Annotated in this window: 17 protein-coding genes; 7 read left to right on the top strand and 10 right to left on the bottom strand. The window is 68.9% G+C overall.

What is annotated here, in order from left to right; genetic code table 11:
- The first annotated feature begins 46 nt into the window (after nucleotides 1–46).
- Complete coding sequence (locus tag ACIRRY_RS30835) at nucleotides 47–814, top strand: AraC family transcriptional regulator (protein ID WP_403978871.1); 768 nt, start codon at nucleotides 47–49, stop codon at nucleotides 812–814.
- A complete protein-coding gene (locus ACIRRY_RS30830) occupies nucleotides 807–1877 on the top strand; it encodes a DNA glycosylase AlkZ-like family protein (protein ID WP_403978869.1) in 1071 nt (356 codons plus the stop codon). The genes ACIRRY_RS30835 and ACIRRY_RS30830 overlap by 8 nt, the downstream gene beginning before the upstream one ends.
- On the opposite strand, the gene ACIRRY_RS30825 is transcribed toward ACIRRY_RS30830, so the two are convergent.
- Nucleotides 1864–2472, bottom strand: coding sequence for a YceI family protein (locus ACIRRY_RS30825; protein ID WP_403978867.1), 609 nt, complete (start codon nucleotides 2470–2472; stop codon nucleotides 1864–1866). The two genes, ACIRRY_RS30830 and ACIRRY_RS30825, sit on opposite strands and share 14 nt — an antisense overlap.
- Nucleotides 2473–2873: 401 nt before the next feature.
- Between ACIRRY_RS30825 and ACIRRY_RS30820 the strand changes: the two genes are divergently transcribed.
- Both ACIRRY_RS30820 and ACIRRY_RS30815 read left to right on the top strand, forming a co-directional pair.
- Nucleotides 2874–4457 carry an acyl-CoA carboxylase subunit beta gene (locus ACIRRY_RS30820; protein ID WP_403978864.1) on the top strand — a complete coding sequence of 528 codons (1584 nt, stop codon included), beginning with the start codon at nucleotides 2874–2876 and terminating at the stop codon, nucleotides 4455–4457.
- A gap of 56 nt (nucleotides 4458–4513) precedes the next feature.
- A complete protein-coding gene (locus ACIRRY_RS30815; protein ID WP_402417858.1) occupies nucleotides 4514–4705 on the top strand; it encodes an acyl-CoA carboxylase subunit epsilon in 192 nt (63 codons plus the stop codon).
- Between the two features lie 66 nt (nucleotides 4706–4771).
- Here ACIRRY_RS30815 and ACIRRY_RS30810 read toward each other — a convergent pair whose 3' ends face one another.
- The 9 genes from ACIRRY_RS30810 to ACIRRY_RS30770 form a co-directional block, all read right to left on the bottom strand.
- Complete coding sequence (locus ACIRRY_RS30810; RefSeq protein WP_403978861.1) at nucleotides 4772–7876, bottom strand: NACHT domain-containing protein; 3105 nt, start codon at nucleotides 7874–7876, stop codon at nucleotides 4772–4774.
- 105 nt (nucleotides 7877–7981) lie between these two features.
- A complete protein-coding gene (locus tag ACIRRY_RS30805) occupies nucleotides 7982–8563 on the bottom strand; it encodes an ATP/GTP-binding protein (RefSeq protein ID WP_100572095.1) in 582 nt (193 codons plus the stop codon).
- Nucleotides 8544–9116, bottom strand: a complete 573-nt coding sequence (locus tag ACIRRY_RS30800; RefSeq protein ID WP_403978858.1) for a DUF742 domain-containing protein — start codon at nucleotides 9114–9116, stop codon at nucleotides 8544–8546. The genes ACIRRY_RS30805 and ACIRRY_RS30800 overlap by 20 nt, the downstream gene beginning before the upstream one ends.
- Before the next feature lie 93 nt (nucleotides 9117–9209).
- Nucleotides 9210–9623, bottom strand: coding sequence for a roadblock/LC7 domain-containing protein (locus tag ACIRRY_RS30795; RefSeq protein ID WP_403979079.1), 414 nt, complete (start codon nucleotides 9621–9623; stop codon nucleotides 9210–9212).
- Between the two features lie 10 nt (nucleotides 9624–9633).
- Entirely contained in the window at nucleotides 9634–12921 is a 3288-nt protein-coding gene (locus ACIRRY_RS30790; protein WP_403978855.1) for a nitrate- and nitrite sensing domain-containing protein, read from the bottom strand.
- A gap of 401 nt (nucleotides 12922–13322) precedes the next feature.
- Nucleotides 13323–13898 (bottom strand): ATP/GTP-binding protein, encoded by a 576-nt coding sequence (locus ACIRRY_RS30785; protein ID WP_006375318.1) that lies wholly within the window; start codon nucleotides 13896–13898, stop codon nucleotides 13323–13325.
- On the bottom strand, nucleotides 13879–14277 hold the full coding sequence (locus ACIRRY_RS30780) for a DUF742 domain-containing protein (protein WP_019058642.1): 399 nt from the start codon (nucleotides 14275–14277) through the stop codon (nucleotides 13879–13881). The genes ACIRRY_RS30785 and ACIRRY_RS30780 overlap by 20 nt, the downstream gene beginning before the upstream one ends.
- Before the next feature lie 111 nt (nucleotides 14278–14388).
- Complete coding sequence (locus ACIRRY_RS30775; RefSeq protein ID WP_005479910.1) at nucleotides 14389–14802, bottom strand: roadblock/LC7 domain-containing protein; 414 nt, start codon at nucleotides 14800–14802, stop codon at nucleotides 14389–14391.
- 11 nt (nucleotides 14803–14813) lie between these two features.
- Nucleotides 14814–18743, bottom strand: coding sequence for a nitrate- and nitrite sensing domain-containing protein (locus ACIRRY_RS30770; protein ID WP_403978852.1), 3930 nt, complete (start codon nucleotides 18741–18743; stop codon nucleotides 14814–14816).
- Nucleotides 18744–19315: 572 nt separating this feature from the next.
- Between ACIRRY_RS30770 and ACIRRY_RS30765 the strand changes: the two genes are divergently transcribed.
- The 3 genes from ACIRRY_RS30765 (at nucleotide 19316) to gltX (ending at nucleotide 21834) form a co-directional block, all read left to right on the top strand.
- Entirely contained in the window at nucleotides 19316–19501 is a 186-nt protein-coding gene (locus ACIRRY_RS30765) for a hypothetical protein (protein ID WP_403978850.1), read from the top strand.
- 79 nt (nucleotides 19502–19580) lie between these two features.
- Nucleotides 19581–20357: a fumarylacetoacetate hydrolase family protein gene (locus tag ACIRRY_RS30760; RefSeq protein ID WP_403978847.1), complete on the top strand. Its 777-nt coding sequence runs from the start codon at nucleotides 19581–19583 to the stop codon at nucleotides 20355–20357.
- A complete protein-coding gene (gltX, locus tag ACIRRY_RS30755; protein ID WP_403978845.1) occupies nucleotides 20350–21834 on the top strand; it encodes a glutamate--tRNA ligase in 1485 nt (494 codons plus the stop codon). Before ACIRRY_RS30760 ends, gltX begins: the two co-directional genes overlap by 8 nt.
- Nucleotides 21835–21929 lie beyond the last annotated feature (95 nt).

The following is a 21929-nucleotide window of genomic DNA, read 5'->3' as shown; positions in this document are numbered from 1 at the left end:
GCTCAGCCCTGGGCAGCCTGTCGCGCTTCCGGTAAACTGCCAATTAATGTCAGAAATCCGCCATGAGCCGGTCGCGCCGACTCGTACCCAGTGGTTGGCCCCCGGCGCCGCCATCGACGCCCACCGCCATGACGACCACCAGATCGTCTACGCGGGGCGGGGCGTGGTGGCCGTGACGACCAGCGCGGGGTCCTGGATCGCGCCGGGTACGCGCGCCATCTGGGTACCGGCCGGCACCGTGCACGCCCACCAGGCCCACGGTGAGCTGGAACTGCGGCTGGTGGGGCTGCCCGCGCGCGACAACCCGTTGGGGCTGGACACGCCTACGGTTCTGGAAGTCGGGCCGCTGCTAAGGGAGTTGATCCTTGCCTACACGCAGTTCGCCGATACGCCCACGCTCGCCCCGGACGACGGCAGTCCCGAACGTGCCCGCCTCCGCGCCGTGTTGCTCGACCAGTTGCGCGCCTCGCCCCAGCAGCCCCTGCACTTGCCCACCCCAACCGCCCCTCTGCTGCGGGCAGTCTGCGAGATCCTGAGCGCGGACCCGGCCGACGACCGCACCCTGGCCGAGCTCGGCAGACAGGTCGGCGCGAGTGACCGTACGCTCTCCCGGCTCTTCAAGTCCGACCTCGGCATGACCTTCCCGCAGTGGCGCACCCAACTGCGCCTGTACCGCGCTCTGGTGCTGCTGGCCGAGGACACCCCGGTCACCGCCGTGGCGCATCTGTGCGGCTGGTCGTCCGCGAGCGCCTTCATCGACGTCTTCCGCCGCACCTTCGGACACACCCCGGGAGCACACCAGCGCCATGCATGAACTCACCCGCCCCCAAGCCCGCCGCATGGCCATCCAGGCCCAACTCCTCGACGCCCACCGCCCCACCGAACTGCACGCCGTCGTACGGCAGTTGACCCTGTTCCAGATCGACCCCACGGCCGCGATCGCCCCCAACGCCGACCTGGTCGCCTGGAGCCGCCTCGGCTCGTCGTACGCGCGGGAAGATCTCACCGCCGCGCTTGCGAACCGCACGCTCCTCGAACTCCGGGCGATGATCCGCCCGAGCGAGGACCTGGTGTTGTACCGCGCCGACATGGCCGTATGGGAGAAGGAGACCAAGCACTACCGGGAGTGGGTCGCGGCCAACGACGGGTGCAGGCGGGACATTTTGGAGCGGCTCGGCGGGCAAGGGCCGCTCACCTCAAGGGAGTTGCCCGACACCTGCGCGGTGCCGTGGCAGTCGTCCGGGTGGACGCACAACCGCAACGTGAGCCAGCTCCTGGAGCTGATGGTGCTGAGGGGTGAGGTCGCGATCGCGGGGAGGGCGGGGCGGGAGCGGCTGTGGGACCTCGCGCCCCGCGTCTACCCGGACGAACCCGCCGTCCCCGTCGTCGAAGCCCGCCGTCTCCGGAACGAACGGCGGCTCCGCGCACTCGGTATCGCCCGCGCCACCGGCACCGCGCTCCCCGTCGAACCCGCCGTCGTCGGCGACGCCGGTGAACCGGCCGTCGTAGAAGGGGTGAAGGGGGAGTGGCGGGTTGATCCGGCTTACCTGGAACGGCCGTTCAGCGGGCGGGCCGCACTGCTGTCGCCCTTCGACCGGCTGATTCACGACCGGAAGCGCACCACTGAACTCTTCGGCTACGACTACCAGTTGGAGATGTACAAACCGGCCGAGAAGCGCCGCTGGGGGTACTTCGCCCTGCCGATTCTCTACGGCGATCAGCTCGTCGGGAAGCTCGACGCCACCGCCGACCGCAAGGCCGGCGTGCTCCTGGTGAACGCCGTCCATCAGGACGTGGAGTTCAGCAGGAGCATCGCCGATGCCGTGGCGGCCGAGATCGATGATCTGGCCGTATGGCTTGGCCTCAGGCGCTCTTGATCGCCGAGATGTCGAAGTTCAGCTTGATCTTCTCGGAGACGAGGACGCCACCGGTCTCCAGCGCCGCGTTCCAGGTGAGGCCGAACTCGGAGCGCAGGATCTCGGCCTTGCCCTCGAAGCCGACGCGCTCGTTGCCGAACGGGTCCTTGGCCGCGCCGTTGAACTCCAGGTCGATGGTGATCGGCTTGGTGGTGCCGAGGATCTCCAGGTCACCGGTGATGCGGTAGTCGTCGCCACCGAGGGCCTCGGCGGAGGTGGAACGGAAGGTCATCGTGGGGAACTCGTCCGTCTTGAAGAAGTCCGCGCTCTTGAGGTGACCGTCGCGGTCCGGGGAGCCGGTGTCGATGCTCTCCATCTTCACGTCCAGGGACGCGGTGGACTTGGCCGGGTCACTGCCGTCCAGGTGCAGCGTGCCGGTGAAGTCGAGGAACTTGCCCTTGACGTTGGTGACCATCGCGTGGCGGGCGGTGAAGCCGAGCGTGGTGTGCGACGGGTCGATGGTGTACTCGCCGGTCAGCGCGGCCAGGTCGGGGTTGACGGCGGCGGGTGCCGAGGTGGCGTCGGTCTCGTCGTTCTTGCGGCCGAAGATGCCCATGACGTGCTCCTAAAGGGGGGACGGGAGTGGTGCGTAGGTGGTGCGAGGTTGGTGCGGGGATGAAGCTGTTGAATGTTCAACGATGCCAACACGAAGGACCGTAGACCTATTCCATTCAATTTTCAACATCATCCGCAGGGTGTTGTGCCAACTACTACGAGTACGCCCTCTCGGTGGGGTCGGCAACGCGGGAATCACTCCGGGGATGGCATCTTCCCGATGTGAATGTGAGGTGGCTCTCAGCTGACGCCTTTGTGTGACTCCTACAACGGGCAAGCCCCTTGAGCAGTCAGAACGGCTGCATGGCGCCCAGGTTCTGTTCAGGGGTACCAGGAAAACGGGCCGGAGACTGTGCAGAGTCGACGGCGCCCTTTCGTTGGTGTCCTTCGTAGGGTCAGTACATGACCGTTTTGGATGAGGCGCCGGGTGAGCCGACTGACGCGCGCGGGCGAGTGGCCGAGCTGCACGAGATCCGTGCGCTGGCACTGGCCGGCCCGAGCGAGAAGGCGACCGAGGCGCAGCACGCCAAGGGGAAGCTGACCGGCCGGGAGCGCATCGACCTGCTCCTCGACCCCGGGTCCTTCCGCGAGGTCGAGCAGCTGCGCCGGCACCGCGCCGTCGGCTTCGGCCTGGAGGCCAAGAAGCCGTACACCGACGGTGTCATCACCGGCTGGGGCACGGTCGAGGGCCGCACGGTCTTCGTCTACGCGCACGACTTCCGGATCTTCGGCGGCGCGCTGGGCGAGGCCCACGCCACGAAGATCCACAAGATCATGGACATGGCCATCGCGGCCGGTGCGCCGCTGGTGTCCCTCAACGACGGCGCCGGCGCCCGTATCCAGGAGGGCGTGTCCGCCCTCGCCGGTTACGGCGGCATCTTCCAGCGCAACACCAAGGCGAGCGGGGTGATCCCGCAGATCAGCGTGATGCTCGGTCCGTGCGCGGGCGGCGCCGCCTACAGTCCGGCGCTGACGGACTTCGTGTTCATGGTCCGCGAGACCTCCCAGATGTTCATCACCGGCCCGGACGTCGTCAAGGCGGTCACCGGCGAGGAGATCACCCAGAACGGCCTCGGCGGCGCGGACGTGCACGCCGAGACCTCCGGCGTCGCGCACTTCGCGTACGACGACGAGGAGACCTGCCTCGCCGAGGTGCGGTACCTGCTGTCGATGCTCCCGCAGAACAACCGGGAGAACCCGCCCCGCGCCGAGTCGGGCGACGAGGCCGAGCGCCGCTCGGACATCCTGCTGGACCTGGTCCCGGCCGACGGCAACCGGCCGTACGACATGACCAAGGTCATCGAGGAGATCGTCGACGACGGCGACTACCTGGAGATCCACGAGCGCTGGGCCCGCAACATCATCTGCGCGCTGGCCCGGCTCGACGGCCAGGTCGTCGGCATCGTCGCCAACCAGCCGCAGTCCCTCGCCGGCGTTCTGGATATCGAGGCGAGCGAAAAAGCTGCGCGCTTTGTCCAGATGTGTGACGCTTTTAACATTCCGATCGTTACGTTCCTGGACGTTCCGGGATTCCTTCCCGGCGTCGACCAGGAACACGGCGGAATCATCAGGCACGGAGCGAAGCTGCTCTACGCGTACTGCAACGCCACCGTGCCGAGGATTTCGCTCATCCTGCGCAAGGCGTACGGAGGTGCCTACATCGTCATGGACAGCCAGTCCATCGGCGCCGACCTCACCTACGCCTGGCCCACCAACGAGATCGCCGTGATGGGCGCCGAAGGTGCCGCCAACGTCATCTTCCGCCGTCAGATCGCCGACGCCGAAGACCCCGAGGCCATGCGGACGCGGATGGTCAAGGAGTACAAGTCCGAGCTGATGCACCCGTATTACGCGGCTGAGCGCGGACTCGTCGACGACGTCATCGACCCGGCCGAGACCCGCGAGGTACTCATCAGGTCGCTCGCGATGCTGCACACCAAGCACGCGGACCTGCCCTCGCGTAAGCACGGCAACCCCCCGCAGTAATCCAGCGGATTCCTCGCGGTACACCCGCGGAAACCTCATCCACGGAGACTGAACCTATGAGCACCCCTGACATTCGTGTCGAGAAGGGCCACGCCGAGCCCGAGGAAGTCGCCGCGATCACGGCGATCCTGTTGGCTCGTGCGGCGGCCGCGCCTGCGGAAGCCCCGACCCATCGTCCGTTGCCCAAGGCTGGGTGGCGGCGGTTGGAGCGCGAGGGTGGGTTTCGGGCGCCGCATAGCTGGCACTGAGGCTTTTGGCGCGTTCGCGGCGGCCCCACTCTTCTTCGGGAGGGTGGGGCCGTTGCAGTTTGGAGGTCAGGTGATGGTGAGGTTCTTGATCGGTAGGTCGAGGGCGGTGATGGGATCGCCGTCGGGAGTCCGGCAGGTCGATATATGTAGTGAGTCGAGGGAACTGAGGTCGCGGTAGGCACGCGAGTCCCCAGGCACGACGCAGTAATCCAATGCGAGCGTCCGCAGTTCGGCCGGAAGGGGTTCTCGCGCTGTCAGCCACTCTGGCAAGCGCATGTCGTTGAAGCTGAGGTCATGGAGCCCGGGCATGGCGGAGACGCTGCTTAGGCCACGCGGCGTACATGTGGCCACGGTCGCCAGAAGAAGGTTTCTGACATCGCGGAAGTTGCTCAAAGCGGTCAGTTCGCTGGTCCCGCTCAGCTCGTAGAGGCCCAACCAAGTCATCGTCGGCCCAAGACGCAGGCTGTCGAGGTCGGACGCGCCCCCGTGGCCGAGCGATAGGTAGAAGAGGCTCGCCAAGTTCTCCACGGATTCAAGCCCGTGCAGTGTCCCTCGCCCCCAGACCGTGAACCCCTGCATCTGGGGGTGAGTCGTTAGCACTGAGAGGTCTCCGGGGCCACGGAGGTCGTAGACAGCCAGAACCTTCATGGGCGGGAGCTGGGCCACGGCGTCGAGCGTCGGGAGGGGGTAATCGATGGACAGCCTCGTGATGGACTTCAACCGAGCCGCCGCGTGCCACTGCTGGGAGTGCGTGAGTCTCACCCGGTGTCCCTCCAGCGGCAGCCCGGCCAGAACCTGCTCGCCGTAGGCGTCCGCGTCGAAGTACGCCCAGGCCTCGATGAGCTCGTCGATGACGAGGTCGCGCCGATCCTCCGCATACCCCACCATCAACGCCAGCGCCGCCTCACCGCCGATCATCGCCACGGTCCGCACCGTGTGCACTGCGGACTTCTCCGTCAACTCGCCCAGCGAACGCGGCAACCGCCGCAGCAAGCTCGTCCCCACAGCCGCCAGAGACGGCGGATCCGTCCGCCGACGAGCCGGTAGCAGCGCAGCCATCGCCCCGTCCAACCGCCCCGCCAGCTCGTCCGAGACCGACGGCAGCGTCTCCTGGCACGAGGCCGCGAGCAACCGCAGCCCCCGCGCATACCGGGGCTCCGCCTCCGCCCGATCCAGGATCCCGTCCAACAACTCCTGCCGCTGACGGGAGTTGGCATGCCCCGCGGCCATGATGATCGTCTCGCGCCACAGGTCCAGATGAGCCCGCCCGACCAGGTTCCCGATCCGGTCCTCCTCCGTGGCCTCCTCGGCGGCCAGGTACTCCTGAAAGGTCCGGTGGACGAAGTCGAGGCGGCCCTCGACGGGGGAGCGGAGGATGCCCGAGCGGTCCCGTAGCTGTTCCAGAACTCCGTGGCCGTCCTGTACCTCCAGGTGCCGCATCGCCGAGAGCTTGGCCGCGACATGGACGGCGGCCTGGTCCAGGGCGATCTCGCTGCGATTGTTGTCCGACAGGCGCCAGGCCAGATCCCGCAGCACGACCAGCTTGTCGCCGAGGCTCAGCTTGCTGTCGAGTGCGCTCGGTACGTTGCGGTCCGCGTCCCGCTCGTGGACCAGGGTGTGGAGCGCGTTGCGGTACAACTCCATCCGGTCTCGGGGGAGTTGACTGCCCCGGTTCAGGTGCATCGCGCAGAGCATGGCCGCGAGCAGCGGGGTCCCCGCCAGGGACTGGAGGTGTGCGCGGTCCTTGAGGCTGTTCAGCAGGGACTGTTCGTAGCGCGGCAACTCGTCGACACCGCAGGGGAGTTCGTCGCCCAGTTCCCGGACGGCCTCGTGCCACTGCCGTACGAACGCCGCCAGGTCCGGTGGTGTCATCCGGTCCAGGTGGAGCGCGGTGAAGTCCTCGCGGCGCAGCCAGTCCGCCCCGGCGGCGGTCGGACGCGAGGTCACCACGACCCGTATGCCACCGTAGGCCCAAAGCAGCTTGCGCAGCCAGTCACGCACCAACCGTCGCTCTGAGCCCAGCAGTTCGTCCATTCCGTCGACCAGCAACAGGACCTTGTTGTCCCGCAGTTGGCGTTCTACCCAGCCCCTGGGCATGATCCCGGTGATGTTTCCGGCGACTCCGTCCAGCAGCTCCTCGGGCTTCTTGGGCAACGAACGGCCGCTGTACTCGCGGAGCTTGACGAAGACGGGCGTGAGGCCGTTCCAGTCGGCGAGTTCGGCGGTGAAGGCGCCCCGGGCCGCCGTGATCGCCAGCCAGCGCAGCAGGGTGGTCTTGCCGGAGCCCGCCTCGCCGCGCAGCAGCACCCTGGACGCCCCGCCGAGCGCCGACTCCACCCGCATCCCGGAGCTCTCGGCCCCGAACTCCTCCCAGCCGCTCAGATCCGGCCTCAGCGGCAGCGCGCGGGCCGTACGGGCCGTGCGGCGGCGGGTCCCGTCGTCCCCCGTGGCCCGCAGGCTGACGTATGCCACCGAGAGCCGTACCTGAGCGGCGGCGCGGTCGGAGGTGCGGCGGAACAGCTCCACCTCGTCGAGGTTGTTGCTGACCAACTCCATGTACCAGCGGCGGAATTCATGGTCACGGTCGCTGCCGTCGGGGGCGAACAGCGAGCGGTCGGGGAGTCGTTCGAGGACGCGGGCCACCCCGTCGCTCAACGAGCTGGTGCGGGCCAGGAGTTCGGCCAGCGTGCGCTCCTCGAAGACCGGCAGGGTGCGCACGATGCTGACGTAGTACTCGCAGCACTCGCTGAAGAGGAGTTCGTAGAGTTGTGTCTCGGGCTCGCTCAGGCCGACCGGTGCGCTCACCGATCGCGTGATGCGGCGGATCAGTTCGGCCGGTTGGGCGTCGGCCGCCAGGATCGACTCGTCGGACAGGTCGGCGTGCGCAAGCGTGTCGCACACCCCGTTGAGCGCGGCTTCCCGGCTGCTCTCGTCGAGACCGCGAAACTTCTGGGCCAGAAACGGCTCGAGCCGTTCGGCCACGGCATCGGCCATCCCCTCGAACTGCCGCTGGACGCTGCGCTGTTGACGTAACCCCGGCACCCGTAGCCGTACGAGATCCTCCATCGGCAGCTGGCGCTCCTGCTCCCGCCGTTTGCCCCCCAGCCACGTCTGCACCGCCGTGTTCGCCACGGTCGTGCCCAGACGTAGTGCGGCCGCCTCCGCGCTCATCCCGCTCCCCCTCGCCGAACCGAAGAGCGACCATTGTGGCAGGGGGCGATACGGCGAAGGGGCCCTCTCCGGAAGGAAAGGGCCCCTCGACACAAGCGAGTTCGGTTACCGCAGGCGTGCCATCAGCGCGTGCTCCACCAGCGTGATGAGCGCCGACTTCGCGTCCGCGCGGTGTCGCGCGTCCGTCGTGATGATCGGGGCGTCCGGGCCGATCTGGAGGGCCTCGCGGACCTCGTCCGGGTTGTACGGCTGCTGGCCGTCGAAGCCGTTGAGGGCGATGACGAAGGGGAGACCCGAGTTCTCGAAGTAGTCGACCGCGGGGAAGCAGTCGGCGAGACGGCGGGTGTCGACCAGCACGATCGCGCCGATCGCGCCGCGCACCAGGTCGTCCCACATGAACCAGAAGCGGTCCTGGCCGGGTGTACCGAAGAGGTACAGGATCAGGTCCTGGTCCAGGGTGATACGGCCGAAGTCCATGGCGACCGTGGTGGTCGTCTTGTCTCCGGTGTGGGTGAGGTCGTCGATGCCCGCGGACGCGGACGTCATCACAGCCTCGGTACGCAGCGGGTTGATCTCCGAGACGGCCCCGACGAACGTGGTCTTACCCACGCCGAAGCCACCCGCCACCACGATCTTCGCCGAGGTCGTGGAGCGGGAAGGACCGCCGCTAGAGCTTGCGAAGTCCACTGAGCACCCTTTCGAGCAGTGTCACATCTGGCTGGCCGCCGGCGTTCTCGTCGCCGCCGGGTTGATGAATGGCGACCAGGCCCGCTTCCGCCAAGTCGGCGACGAGGATCCTGGCCACACCGAGAGGGATCGTCAGGAGGGCCGAGATCTCGGCCACCGACTTGATCTCCCGGCAGAGGTTGCAGATCCGCTGATGCTCGGGCAACTGGCCCTGCAACTGGTGCGGCTGCGCGGTCGTGTGCACCAGCGCCTCGATGGCGAGCTGGTAGCGGGGGCGCGTCCGGCCGCCGGTCATGGCGTACGGACGCACCAGGGGATTGCTCGACGACCCCGCGGGGGCCGCCTCGGGCGAACGTCGGTGCGGCTGCACGGGCTGGATGCGCGGTGCCGGCGGCTGGTCGTACGGTGACGGACCGGGGCCCTGCGGGTACTGAGGGTGACGCGGGGAAGGCGAGGAGGGGAAGTTGTACCGGTTCCCGGAACCGTCGCCCTGCCCCTGGCCGGGGCCGTACGACCAGTTGCCCGAAGACGAACCGCCTGGGGGTGTTGCCACTTTCTCCTCCTCCGACTGTGCCGAGCACCCATCAATGTGGAGCCGCGTCCCGAAACCTTATGGCTCAGGACGCCAAAACGCACCGTCCGCTGGTTAGTTGAGAAGGCTCCCTTGGAGCTCTGATCGAAGGTCCGGGGTCAGGACAGAGCCGGTACGGTCCACCAGAAGGGCCATCTCGTACCCAATGAGACCGATGTCCGCCTCGGGGTGTGCGAGGACCGCGAGCGAGGAACCGTCGGATACGGACATGAGGAAGAGGAATCCCCGCGCCATCTCCACAACCGTCTGGTTCACGCTGCCGCCCTCGAAGATGCGCGAGGCACCGGCGGTCAGTGAGGTGAGTCCCGACGCGACCGCCGCCAGTTGGTCGGCACGGTCGCGCGGGAACCCGTCGGACATCGCCAGAAGGAGTCCGTCGGCGGAGACCACCACCGTGTGGGACACCCCGGGGGTGTTGTCCACGAAGTTGGTGATCAACCAGTTCAGGTTCTGCGCCGCCTGGCTCATCGGGCTCACACTAACGCTCCTGGTTGTAGGTGCTGCCAGAGCCGAAGCCCTGACCGTTCGTTTCGCTGCCTTCGCTGCGTCCCCGCTGGACCCCTCGGCGCAGGTTGCTCAGCCTGCCCCGGATGTCCTCGGGAGCGCGGGAGACCTGGGGGCCGCCCTGGGGAGTGCTCTCGGCGGTGCCCTCGACCAGGTTGGCCTTGGGTACCCGCCGCGGCAGGCCGGAGGAGGTGACCCCGCCCGCCTTGGGCTTCTTCAGTGCCGAAGCCTGCTGCCAGCGCTCGTCGTTCGCCGAGCGCCAGTCCGTCGTGCCGGTGCCGCCGCCCGCACTCGCGGTGCCGAAGACATCGACCTTGCTCTCCGGTGCGGAGGCCGAGTGCCCCTGCTGCGCGGGCTTCGAACCGTTCGTACCGCTCGCGGCCGAACCGCGGCGCGGAAGTCCGGCGTCGGTCAGCGCGTGGACGGCGGAAGGAGCCGGTCCCGGACGCTCGAAGCCTACGTGGTCCCGCTCACTCACGTCAGCGGCCTGCGTCGACTCCGGCTCCGGAGCGTACTGGTCCGAGTACCCGTTGCGGTAACCGTCCTGCTGGGGCCAGTCGTCCTGGTGGGACGGCTCCTCGAAGCCCGTGAAGGTCTCCGAGGCCAGGGAGTGCGCCGACGTGTACTCCTCCTGCGCCGGCTCCGCGTACCCGGGCTCCGGGTAACCGCCGTTCGCCGGGAAGGAGTCGGGGAAGGCGTCGGCCTGCGGCACCGTGCCGTTCGGCGCGAAGTACTGCTCGTCGTACGAGGGTTGGCGCGGCTCGTCGTACGACGTCTGCTGCTGCTCCTCGTACGCCGGCTGGCCGGTGAAGCCCGTCGGCTGGTCCTGGTAGCCCTGCTGGCCGTTGGCGTACGGCTGCTGCTGCGGGTCGTCGAACTGGGGGTAGTCGCCCGCCTCCAGCTCCTGGCCCGGCTTCTGGGACTCCAGGGCCGCGCGGCGCTCCTCACGCATCAGCGAGCGGCCCACCGGGTCCAGCTCGCGGATGTCGTCCGGCACCTCGGAGTAGCGGGTGTCGTCGAAACCGAGCTCGGCGGCCGTGCGCAGCGGGGTCTGGTTGAAGTCCTCGCCCTGGTAATGCAGTTGCGGCTGCTCCGGCATGATCTGCGAGACGGTGAACTCGTCGCGCTGGAGCTGCGACTCGCCACCGCCACCGTGGGTGATCGCGTCCGGCAGCATGACCAGCGAGGTGGTGCCGGCCTGCTCGCCGGAGGGGCGGAGCTGGACGCGGATGCCGTGCCGGTCGGAGAGGCGGCCGACCACGAACAGGCCCATGCGCTGGGAGATCGCGACGTCCACGGTCGGCGGGTTGGCCAGCTTGTGGTTGATGTCCGCGAAGTCCTCGGCGGTGAGGCCGATGCCCTTGTCGTGGATCTCGATCATGACCCGGCCGTCGGGGAGACGGGTGGCCGTCACGCGCACTTTGGTCTGCGGGGAGGAGAACGTCGTCGCGTTCTCCAGCAGCTCGGCGAGCAGGTGCACGAGGTCGGTCACGGCACGGCCGTGGATCTCGGCCTCCGGGACCCCCGACAGCTCGATGCGCTCGTACTGCTCCACCTCGGAGGAGGCGGCGCGCAGCACGTCGACCAGCGGGACCGGCTGGTCCCAGCGGCGGCCGGGCTCCTCGCCGGCGAGGACCAGGAGGTTCTCGCCGTTGCGGCGCATACGGGTCGCGAGGTGGTCCAGGCGGAAGAGGTTCTCCAGCTGGTCCGGGTCGGCCTCGTTGTTCTCCAGGTCGGTGATCAGGGTCAGCTGGCCCTCGATCAGCGACTGGTTGCGGCGCGAGAGGTTGGTGAAGATCGCGTTGATGTTGCCCCGCAGGAGGGCCTGCTCGGCGGCCAGTCGTACGGCCTCGCGGTGGACCTGGTCGAAGGCCCGGGCGACTTCGCCGATCTCGTCGGTCGTGTTGATGGGGATCGGGGAGATCCGGGTGTCGACCCGGCCGGGGTCGGTGCGCGAGAGCTGGTCGACCAGCATCGGCAGCCGCTGCTCGGCGATGCCGAAGGCGGCGTTGCGCAACTGGCGCATCGCGCGGCTCATCTGGCGGGCGACGGCACCGGCCAGGATGAAGGCGAGGAGCAGGGCGACGACGACGGCGGCACCGGTGATGATGGCGTCACGCTTGGCGTTGTCGGCGATGTCCGACGCCTCGCTCACCGCGGTGTCGGCCTTGTCCTCCTCGATCTTGCGGTACGCCTCGTACTTGAGGGTCGTGCCCGCCCACCAGTTCTGCGCGGTGATGCCCTTCTCGGCGAGAGCCGCGCGCGCCGAGGGGTCCGTGGTCTGCAGCTGGGACATCCCCGTGATCATGTCGATCGGGTTGGCCGGCGGCGGCACGTACGTCTCGTTGGCGGCCTTCGCCTGCGCGGCGGCCTGCTTGACCATCGCCGTGCCGTCGGTCTTGACCTTCGCCATCGCCGTGTTCAGCCGCGTGATGTCCGCGTCGGTACCGCCCGCCTGGTACTCCTGGATGGCGATGCCCTCCAGGTAGGCGTACGAGGTGATGGCGGTGCGCTGGGTGGCCAGGCTGCCCTCGCCGGGGCCCGGCTTGATCAGCAGGTGCATGCCGATGGAGCGCTCCAGGGAGAGCGCGCCCTTGGCGAGTGCGATGGCGTAGACCGAGCGGCCGTAGCTGGTGATGTTGCCGGTGCCGAGGCCCAGCTCGTTCGAGAACTCCAGGAGCGGGTGCTCCAGGTTGACGTAGCTCTCCTCGGTCTGCACGCCCGTCAGCTTCGTGGTGTACGCGACGGCGCGCACCGACTGCAGTTGCGGCTCCACCTTGCGGAAGCGGCTGAGCCGGCGCTCCAGGCCCGGCTGGTCCGGCATGTTCTGCGCGGCCTTGTCGAAGGCGTCGGCGGAGTCGTCCGTGGCCTTGCGGGCGGCGACGACCGTCGGGTCCTTCACGCCCTTGCCCAGCAGGAGCGGTGCGGCGGTCACGTCACGCTCGTTGGTGATCGCGTTGCTGTAGGCCAGGGCCGCCTGCACCAGGCGGGCGGTCTTCTCCGCGTCCTCCGCGTTCTGCCAGGTGTCGATCGAACTCCGTACCTGGAAGCCGCCCATGACCAGGCCGACCACCACGGGTATGAGCAGAATCGCGTTCAGCCTGGTCGGCACCCGCCAGTTGCGGGGGGAGAAACGGCTGCCGCTCGGAGCGGGTGGCGCCGTGGGCTCCGAGCCTGGCACAGGGGCGGGCGCCGCTCCGCGCGGCGGCGGGGTGAAGTTGCCCCGGGCCGACGGCTCGGGACCGTTCTTGCTTCGCCTCACTCGACCAACAACCTTCCGGCGGTCGGCACCTATCGTCGTGCCGCAGTGTCTCAAGCCCGTCAACGACCTCTGCTTATCAGTACGTCGTTGACTATTGGGCAGTTCAGGCATTCCAGCACGTCAGCCTGCGCGATTCCAAACAGTCGGAACCGCGGATTCCGAGTGATGTAAGCCCCACATAAAACGGTCATAAAGAGCGAGCCCCGCCAAAAGACGGGGCTTTGCTAGCGCAGTGGCACCGGATGACCGCGACGCGTTGCGGTACCACCCAATACCTCTGCCGAAACGTTATGAACACCGGGGCCGACCGTGTCAAAGGCCACAGCCGGCTCCGGGGCGTCTACGACAACTGCCGTATGGCGTTGCCGACTTGAGAACTGCATACAGAGGCCCGCCGAAAGCTACCGAAGCCGGGCCATGAGCGCGTGCTCGACCAGCGTGATCAGCGCACTCTTCGCGTCCGAGCGGTGCCGGGCGTCCGTCGTGATGATCGGCGCGTCCGGACCGATCTGCAGTGCCTCGCGCACCTCCTCCGGGTTGTACGGCTGGTGGCCGTCGAAACCGTTGAGGGCGATGACGAAGGGCAGCCCGCTGTTCTCGAAGTAGTCGACCGCGGGAAAGCAGTCGGCGAGACGGCGGGTGTCCACCAGCACGACGGCGCCGATCGCGCCGCGCACCAGGTCGTCCCACATGAACCAGAAGCGGTCCTGACCCGGTGTACCGAAGAGGTACAGGATCAGGTCCTGGTCCAGGGTGATGCGTCCGAAGTCCATGGCCACCGTGGTGGTGGTCTTGTCCCCGGTGTGGGTGAGGTCGTCGATGCCCGCGGACGCGGACGTCATGACGGCCTCCGTGCGCAGCGGGTTGATCTCGGAGACGGCACCCACGAACGTGGTCTTGCCGACACCGAAGCCACCCGCCACCACGATCTTCGCGGAGGTGGTCGCCCGCCCTCCGTCAGAGCTTGCGAAGTCCACTGAGCACCCTTTCGAGCAGCGTCACGTCCGGTGCGCCGCCGTTGTTCTCGTCGCCGCCCGGCTGGTGGATGGCCACCAGTCCGGCCTCGGCGAGGTCCGCGACGAGGATCCTGGCCACACCGAGGGGCATGGCGAGGAGTGCCGACACCTCCGCGACCGACTTGACCTCGCGGCACAGATGGCAGATGCGCTGGTGCTCAGGGAGCAGTCCCATCAGCGCTGCCGGGTCGGCCGTGGTGCTGATCAGTGCCTCGATGGCGAGCTGGTAGCGCGGCCGGGTCCGGCCGCCGGTCATCGCGTAAGGACGTACCAGCGGCTGGTCGCCCTCGTCCCCGTACGGCTCGGCGTACGGATCATGAGAGGCGGTGGGCGGGGTCATGAATCCTCCGGGCGGGACAGCAAGTCGGTCGGGCTAGCCGTCTGACAGGGCCGGTGGGGGGATTGTGGCGGCCGGACGGTGATTTGGTGAGACGGGTGGTGCCGGGGCCGGTCAGTGAAGCAGACTGCCCTGGAGTTCGGCGCGCAGGTCCGGTGTGAGGACCGCCCCTGCACGGTCGACGAGCAGTGCCATCTCGTAGCCGACAAGGCCGATGTCGCACTCGGGGTGCGCGAGCACGGCCAGGGACGAGCCGTCCGAGACGGACATGAGGAAGAGGAATCCCCGCTCCATCTCCACGACCGTCTGTGCGACGTCGCCGCCCTCGAAGATCCGGGATGCCCCGGCCGTGAGCGAGGTGAGCCCGGAGGCCACGGCCGCGAGCTGGTCGGCGCGGTCGCGCGGGAAGCCTTCCGACATGGCCAGAAGGAGTCCGTCGGCAGAAACGACGACGGTGTGGGACACACCCGGGGTGTTGTCCACGAAGTTGGTTATCAACCAGTTGAGGTTCTGTGCCGCCTGGCTCATCTGGCTCAAAACTAACGCTCCTGCTGGTGAGTGGGGCTGGGGAAGCTGCCGGTCTGGCCGGTACCCGTACCGGCCTGTCGACCCTGTGCGATGCCCCGACGGAGATTGGTCAGCCGGCCGCGTACGTCATCAGGCGCACGGGAGACCTGCGGACCGGTTTGGTGCTGTTGCTGCTGTGCCGTACCCGGGACGAGGTTCGCCCTGGGCACCCGGCGCGGCAGACCCGAGGTGGTGACTCCGCCCGCGGCCGGTTGCCGTACGCGCTCCGCCTGCCGAACGAGATCGTCGTTCGGCGAGCTGCGCCAGGTACCGCCCGTGGGACGTTGGGGGGGTGTCGCCGGAGCCTGCGGTGCCTGCGACTGCGGGGCGGGAGCGGAGCCGTTGCTCTGGGAGCCGTTGCTCTGCGCTTCCGCCTGCTGGCCGTGGAACCAGTTGGTCTCCAGCGTGTCGTACAGCGGCGTCCTGCCGTCGCCGGGACCCGTGGCAGGCGGCAACGCCTCGGGCTCCTGGCGGGTGGGACGCTGCGGGGCGGGTGGCCGCCGGTCGCCGAGGTCGGCGCCGTTGCGGTTCCCGTTGACCTGCGGCCGCTCGAACTGCCCGGTGTTCGCGGGGTTCTGACGGTTCGGCAGATTGTGCTGACCGGTGGAGCCGTTGTCAAAGCCGGGTGTCGCGAACTGGCCCGTGGAGCTCGGGTCGTACGCCTGCGGGACCGCGAACTGTCCTGTGTTGGCCGGATTCGACGGGTTGTTGGCCTGGCCCGAGGGACCGCCGGCCGGTGCGCCGAAGACGTCCGAGCGGACGAACTGGCCGCCGTTCTGCTGGGAGTTGGCGCCGGGACGCGGGGCGTCGAAGTCCGGCCGCGGGAACTGCCCGGTGTCCTGGGGCCCGCTTGTGCCCGGACGCGGGAACTGACCGCTGTCCTGGGATCCGTTCGCGCCCTGGCGGGGGAACTGCCCGGTGTTCTGCGACCCGTTGGCGCCGGGACGCGGGAACTGGCCCGTGTTCTGTGACCCGTTGGTGCCCGGGCGCGGGAACTGGCCGCTGTCTCGTGCGTCGAAGCCCGGCGGTATCGCCGGCATCTCCGTGGTGGCCGCGGGGCCCTGGTGGTCGTCGATGCGCGGCATCCGCGAGGTCTGCTCGGCGTCGCGCTCGTCGTGACCGCGCGGGGCGTCGAGGTTGCCGCGGCCCAGCGGGGGCTGCGCGTTCTCGTCGCTCCAGCTCGGGCGCTGGTTGTTGCCGCCGGGCAGCTCGGCCCGCGCACCACCGCGCGGCGGGAGCTGCGGCTGACGCCCACGGCGCCGGCCTCCGCCGCGGGGCGGCTCGGGCTCGTCGTTGCTGGTCCGCTGCGGCGGTACCGGGTTGCTCTGCGGCGGCATCCCGCCGAAGGCGTCCTGGCGACCGTCACCGAAGCCCTGCGGGGCGCCCGTGCCGGCGGCCTGGAGACCCTGGGGGGCACTCGGCGCCTGGCCGAAGAGGCCGCCGCCGTTGTTCTGCCGGTTCTGCGGCGCGGAGGGACCCTGGGGGCCACGCGCACCGCCCGGACCACCGGGACCGCCCGGACGTCCGCCGCCCGCACCGGGCAGCGCGGCCCGCGGGCCCTGACCGGCACCGACCTGGCCGCGCGGAGCGGCCCCGGCACCGAGAAGTCCACCGTTGCCACCGGCGGGCGCACCCGCGCCGAGCGCGGAGCCGGTCTGGCCGTTGCCCCGGCGGGCCGCACCGGCACCGGCCGCGGCGGCTGCCGCCGCGGCACCGACGGCGGCCTGACCGGGCTTGCCCGGAGCGGGCTTCTTGCCGCCCTGGGCGACATCGACGGGGAGCATGACCAGCGCGGTCGTACCACCGGAGTCGGACGGGCGGAGCTGGATGCGGATGCCGTGGCGCTGGGACAGCCGGCCGACCACGAACAGACCCATGCGGCGGGAGACCGAGACGTCCACGGTGGGCGGCGAGGCGAGCCGCTCGTTGATCGCCGCGAGGTCCTCGGGGGAGAGGCCGATACCGGTGTCGTGGATCTCGATCAGCACGCGGCCGTCGGGCAGCGCGTGACCGGTGACCTTGACCTTGGTCTGGGGCGAGGAGAAGGAGGTCGCGTTCTCCAGCAGCTCGGCGAGGAGGTGCACGAGGTCGTTGACCACGCGGCCGGCCACTTCGGTGGTCGGCACGGAGGAGAGCTCGATGCGCTCGTACTGCTCCACCTCGGAGGCTGCGGCGCGGAGCACGTCGACCAGCGGGACCGGGCGGGTCCAGCGGCGGCCGGGCTCCTCACCGGCGAGGACCAGGAGGTTCTCACCGTTACGGCGCATGCGGGTCGCGAGGTGGTCGAGCTTGAAGAGCGAGGAGAGCTGGTCCGGGTCGGCCTCGCGGGACTCCAGCTCGGAGATGAGCGAGAGCTGACGCTGGATGAGGCCCTGGGAGCGGCGCGAGAGGTTGGTGAACATCGCGTTGACGTTGCCTCGCAGGAGGGCCTGCTCGGCGGCGAGGCGGACTGCCTCGCGGTGCACGTCGTCGAAGGCCGCGGCCACCTGGCCGATCTCGTCCCGGGAGTGCACACCGACCGACTCCACGGACGTGTCGACGTCCTGCGGGTCGGACTCGGAGAGCTGCTTGACCAGCTCGGGCAGCCGGTCCTGGGCGACCTTGTTGGCGGTCTCCTGGAGGCGGCGCAGCGAGCGGATCATGGACCGGGCGATGACGAAGGCACCGACGAGGGAGACGCCGAGCACGAGCAGGATCAGCGCACCGGAGATGATCGCCTCGCGCTCGGAGGCGGAGCGCAGCTCGCGGGCCTTCTGCTCCATGTCCTCGAGGAGCGTGTGCTCGATCTTCTTCATCTGCTCGATCTTGGTCGAGCTGTCGTCCACCCAGTCCTTGTAGGACCGCTTGTCCAGCGAGCTCAGACCGTTCGCGTTGTCGAGGACACGCTGGGCGTAGGTGTCGGCCGACTCGATGATCGGGTTGCTGTCCTCGATGGGCGTGATGAGCTCTTCGGCGCCCTGGTCGCCGTAGATGTTGCGGAAGATGCTCAGTTCCGACTTCTCGCTCTCCAGGGCCGAGTCGGCGTACAGCCGGTCGTTCGCGGAGAGGTTGCCCTCTTGCGTGTTGTTGTTCGGCAGGGCGGCCGCGATCACGGCGCGCTGCACGGAGGAGAACTCCTTGGCGGCCGAGAAGGCGGCCAGGGCGCGGGTGCGCTGGATCATCTCCGGGTTGCTGGTGGCCTCCGCCATGTCCTGCGAGAGGTCGAGCAGCTGGGTGATCAGGCGGTGGTAGGCGTCGACCGTCTGGGTCGAGTTGTCCTTCGACTGATACGCCGTCTTGCGGATCTTGTCGAGGTTGTTCAGCTCGGTCGCGAGACCGACCAGGCTCTCCCGGACGCCCTGGAGGTTGCCGCTCTTGGCGGCGGTGTCCACCTCTTCGGAGGCGTTGACGAAGTTGTCCCGGGCGCGGTTGGTCTTGTCCTCGTAGCCCTTGACCTCGTAGTCGGTGGCCTTGCCACCGTGCGCGAGGGGGCCGGCCGACATGTCCCGCTCGTCCTGGAGGGCGGTGGCGAGCGCGGTGGCCTGCTTGGTCATGTCCGTCAGCAGCTTCATGTTGTCGAGCTGCTGGATGTCGGTCATGGAGTCGCTGATGCGCAGGGCGCCCAGCGAGGTGGCCGCGACCACCGGGAGCGCGAGCAGCGAGACCAGGCGCGTGGAGATGCGCCAGTTACGCAGAGCGACGCGCGAGCCGGGTCCTGGTGCGCCGGACGGTGGCTTCACCGGCGCCGTGGGGGTCGGGGCTGCGGACACACCGGGGCGCCCGGGGCCTCCACCGTCGCCTGACGGCGCCGGGCCCGGGTTCTGGGCGTGCTGGGGCGAGGAGCTGCCGGTCTTGGGGCCAGCCCCGCCATGCGGCTCCGGCTCCGCCGAAGCACTGCCATCCCTCTTGAAACGTCCCTGCACTAGCGTCGCAACCTCTGGACCAGGCGCCCCTCCGCGCGAACGGAAGGACGGTGTCGGCGTCTTAGGGAGCGCCCTGAACGCGCCCCCCAGTGTGTGGTCGTGAGTGACCGGCGCTGCTCCCCCTTCCGCCGCCCCTGGCGCTGTGTCGCGCCCTCTGAGCGCCGGGCTGATTCTGCGGCGGTCCGTGGAATTCCAGCACAGTGCCGGATCTCCAACAAGGCCCGTAGGCCAGGCTGTGACCTGTGTGACACCGTGTGAGGGCTGCGTCACGAGACGTAGAAAGCTATTCACTCCAAAGGGGGCATATCCCCACGGCCTTCGAGGGCATGGGATGTGCCCCAGTCGCCATGATCAGGAGCGGAATGAATGCTTCAGGGGGTCAATGTCCGTTTCGTCGACCCGAGTTGGGGGTCCGAATTGGACGCTTTGGCCATGGGGTCGTGAGCAAACTCACACGCAGATCAGGGGCTCTCCGCGCCTTCGGCCGGGAATTGGATGTTTAGCCTGACGCTTTACACGAGGGCACAATCTGCCAACCATCCACCGACGGACGACGAGGGTCGAGTACAACAGTGAAGACCACGATGATGTTCCGCAACATTGCCAACCCGCGACGCACGACGCTGGCGCACCTCTCGGACGCCGACGCGCTGCAGACGCCGGAGCAGCAGGAACACTCGCTCGACCTGCCCGCCCAGACCGCCAACCCCCGCCGCACGATCCTCATGGAGATCCCGGTCGCCGCCGCCGCGGAGTAATCGCGCGAGGAGGGCCCCCGCACCGCGTTAGCCTGGAGCGTCAGACTCCAGCCAGCTCAGTGAAGGGTGCCGGGATCCCGTGCGCATCGCCAGATTCTCCATCGACGGGAACGTCGCCTTCGGCGCGGTCGAGGGCGACAAGCCGGACGAGCTCGTCCTCGACATCATCAAGGGCATCCCGTTCGCGGACTTCGAACTCTCCGGTACGAAGGTCCCGCTGAGCAAGGTCAGGCTGCTGCCGCCGGTGCTCCCGAACAAGATCGTCGCCTACGGCCGCAACTACGTCGAGCACGCCCGCGAGCTGGGCAACGAGGTGCCGGACGTCCCCTTCGCCTTCTTCAAGCCGTCCACCTCCGTGATCGGCTCCGGCGACGACATCCAGTACCCGTCCTTCACCGAGGACCTCCACCACGAGGCCGAACTGGCCGTCGTCATCGGCCGGATGTGCCGCGAGGTCCCGCGCGAGCGCGTCAAGGACGTCATCCTCGGCTACACCTGCGCCAACGACATCACCGCGCGGGACGTCCAGAAGCGCGAGAAGCAGTGGGCCCGGGCCAAGGGCTTCGACACCTCCTGCCCGCTCGGCCCCTGGGTGGAGACGGACCTCGACCCGAGCGACCTCACCATCCAGCTCACGGTCAACGGACAACAGCGACAGCTCGGCCGCACCAGCGAGATGATCCACTCGATCGAGGACCTGATCGTCAACATCACCGAGGCCATGACGCTGCTCCCCGGCGACGTGATCCTCACGGGCACCCCGGCAGGCGTCGGACCGCTCACCGTCGGCGACGAGGTCGCCGTCTCCATCGAAGGCATCGGCACTCTCACCAACAAGGTTGTCAAGCGTGGCTAGCGCATCCGCCCCAGCAGTCCGTGTCCGTTTCTGCCCCTCGCCGACCGGAAACCCCCACGTGGGCCTGGTCCGCACCGCCCTGTTCAACTGGGCGTTCGCCCGCCACCACCAGGGCACGCTGGTCTTCCGCATCGAGGACACCGACGCGGCCCGCGACTCCGAGGAGTCCTACGGCCAACTCCTCGACGCGATGCGCTGGTTGGGCTTCGACTGGGACGAGGGCCCGGAGGTCGGCGGCCCGCACGCGCCGTACCGCCAGTCGCAGCGGATGGACCTCTACAAGGACGTCGCGCAGCAGCTCCAGGACGCCGGCCGTGCCTACCACTGCTACTGCTCCACCGCGGAGCTGGACGCCCGCCGTGACGCCGCCCGCGCCGCCGGGAAGCCGTCCGGCTACGACGGCCACTGCCGCGACCTCAGCGCCGAGCAGACGGCCGCCTACGTGGCCGAGGGCCGTACGCCGATCGTCCGCTTCCGGATGCCCGACGAGACGATCACCTTCACGGACCTGGTCCGCGGCGAGCTGACGTTCACCCCGGAGAACGTGCCGGACTACGGCATCGTCCGGGCCAACGGCGCCCCCCTGTACACGCTCGTCAACCCGGTCGACGACGCCCTCATGGAGATCACCCACGTCCTCCGCGGGGAGGACCTGCTCTCCTCCACCCCGCGCCAGATCGCCCTCTACAAGGCGCTGATCGACCTGGGCATCGCGCAGCAGATCCCGTCCTTCGGGCACCTGCCGTACGTGATGGGCGAGGGCAACAAGAAGCTCTCCAAGCGCGACCCGGAGTCCTCGCTCAACCTCTACAGGGAGCGCGGTTTCCTGCCCGAGGGACTGCTCAACTACCTCTCCCTGCTGGGCTGGTCGCTCGCCGCCGACCGGGACGTCTTCGCGATGGACGAGATGGTCGCGGCCTTCGAGATCACCGATGTGAACCCGAACCCGGCGCGCTTCGACCTGAAGAAGTGCGAGGCGATCAACGCCGACCACATCCGGCTGCTCGACGTGAAGGACTTCACCGAGCGCTGCGCCCCGTGGCTGCGGGCCCCGTTCGCGCCCTGGGCGCCGGAGGACTTCGACGAGGCCAAGTGGCAGGCCGTCGCGCCGCACGCGCAGACCCGCCTCAAGGTCCTCTCGGAGATCACGGACAACGTCGACTTCCTGTTCCTCGCCGAGCCGGCCGAGGACGAGGCGTCCTGGACGAAGGCCATGAAGGAGGGCTCCGACGCCCTTCTCCGTACGGCCCGCGAGAAGCTGGAGTCGGCCGACTGGAGCTCGCCCGAGTCCCTCAAGGAGGCCGTCCTGGCCGCCGGTGAGACCCACGGCCTCAAGCTCGGCAAGGCGCAGGCCCCGGTCCGCGTCGCCGTCACCGGCCGCACGATCGGCCTGCCCCTCTTCGAGTCCCTGGAGATCCTCGGCAAGGAGAAGACCCTGGCGAGGATCGACGCGGCGCTCGCCAAGCTGGCCGCGTAACGCACACGCGCGTGGAGGGGCGGCAGCCGCGAGAAGCTGCCGCCCCTTCGGCGTTGTCAGTGCGGGGCGTTAGGGTTCCGGAGCACTGAAGATCG

The organism is Streptomyces sp. NPDC101776, from assembly GCF_044766845.1.
GTDB lineage: Bacteria > Actinomycetota > Actinomycetes > Streptomycetales > Streptomycetaceae > Streptomyces.
The sequence above is the reverse complement of the archived record's forward strand: the minus strand, read 5'-3'. Positions and strand labels throughout refer to the sequence as shown.

What these genes read in the sequence shown, in the direction of transcription:
- ACIRRY_RS30835 (WP_403978871.1), top strand. Translation starts at nt 47, where the DNA reads ATGTCAGAAATCCGCCATGAGCCGGTCGCGCCGACTCGTACCCAGTGG.
- ACIRRY_RS30810 (WP_403978861.1), bottom strand. Translation starts at nt 7,876, where the DNA reads ATGAGCGCGGAGGCGGCCGCACTACGTCTGGGCACGACCGTGGCGAAC.
- ACIRRY_RS30815 (WP_402417858.1), top strand. Translation starts at nt 4,514, where the DNA reads ATGAGCACCCCTGACATTCGTGTCGAGAAGGGCCACGCCGAGCCCGAG.
- ACIRRY_RS30830 (WP_403978869.1), top strand. Translation starts at nt 807, where the DNA reads ATGCATGAACTCACCCGCCCCCAAGCCCGCCGCATGGCCATCCAGGCC.
- ACIRRY_RS30795 (WP_403979079.1), bottom strand. Translation starts at nt 9,623, where the DNA reads ATGAGCCAGGCGGCGCAGAACCTGAACTGGTTGATCACCAACTTCGTG.
- ACIRRY_RS30825 (WP_403978867.1), bottom strand. Translation starts at nt 2,472, where the DNA reads ATGGGCATCTTCGGCCGCAAGAACGACGAGACCGACGCCACCTCGGCA.
- ACIRRY_RS30820 (WP_403978864.1), top strand. Translation starts at nt 2,874, where the DNA reads ATGACCGTTTTGGATGAGGCGCCGGGTGAGCCGACTGACGCGCGCGGG.
- ACIRRY_RS30775 (WP_005479910.1), bottom strand. Translation starts at nt 14,802, where the DNA reads ATGAGCCAGGCGGCACAGAACCTCAACTGGTTGATAACCAACTTCGTG.
- ACIRRY_RS30780 (WP_019058642.1), bottom strand. Translation starts at nt 14,277, where the DNA reads ATGACCCCGCCCACCGCCTCTCATGATCCGTACGCCGAGCCGTACGGG.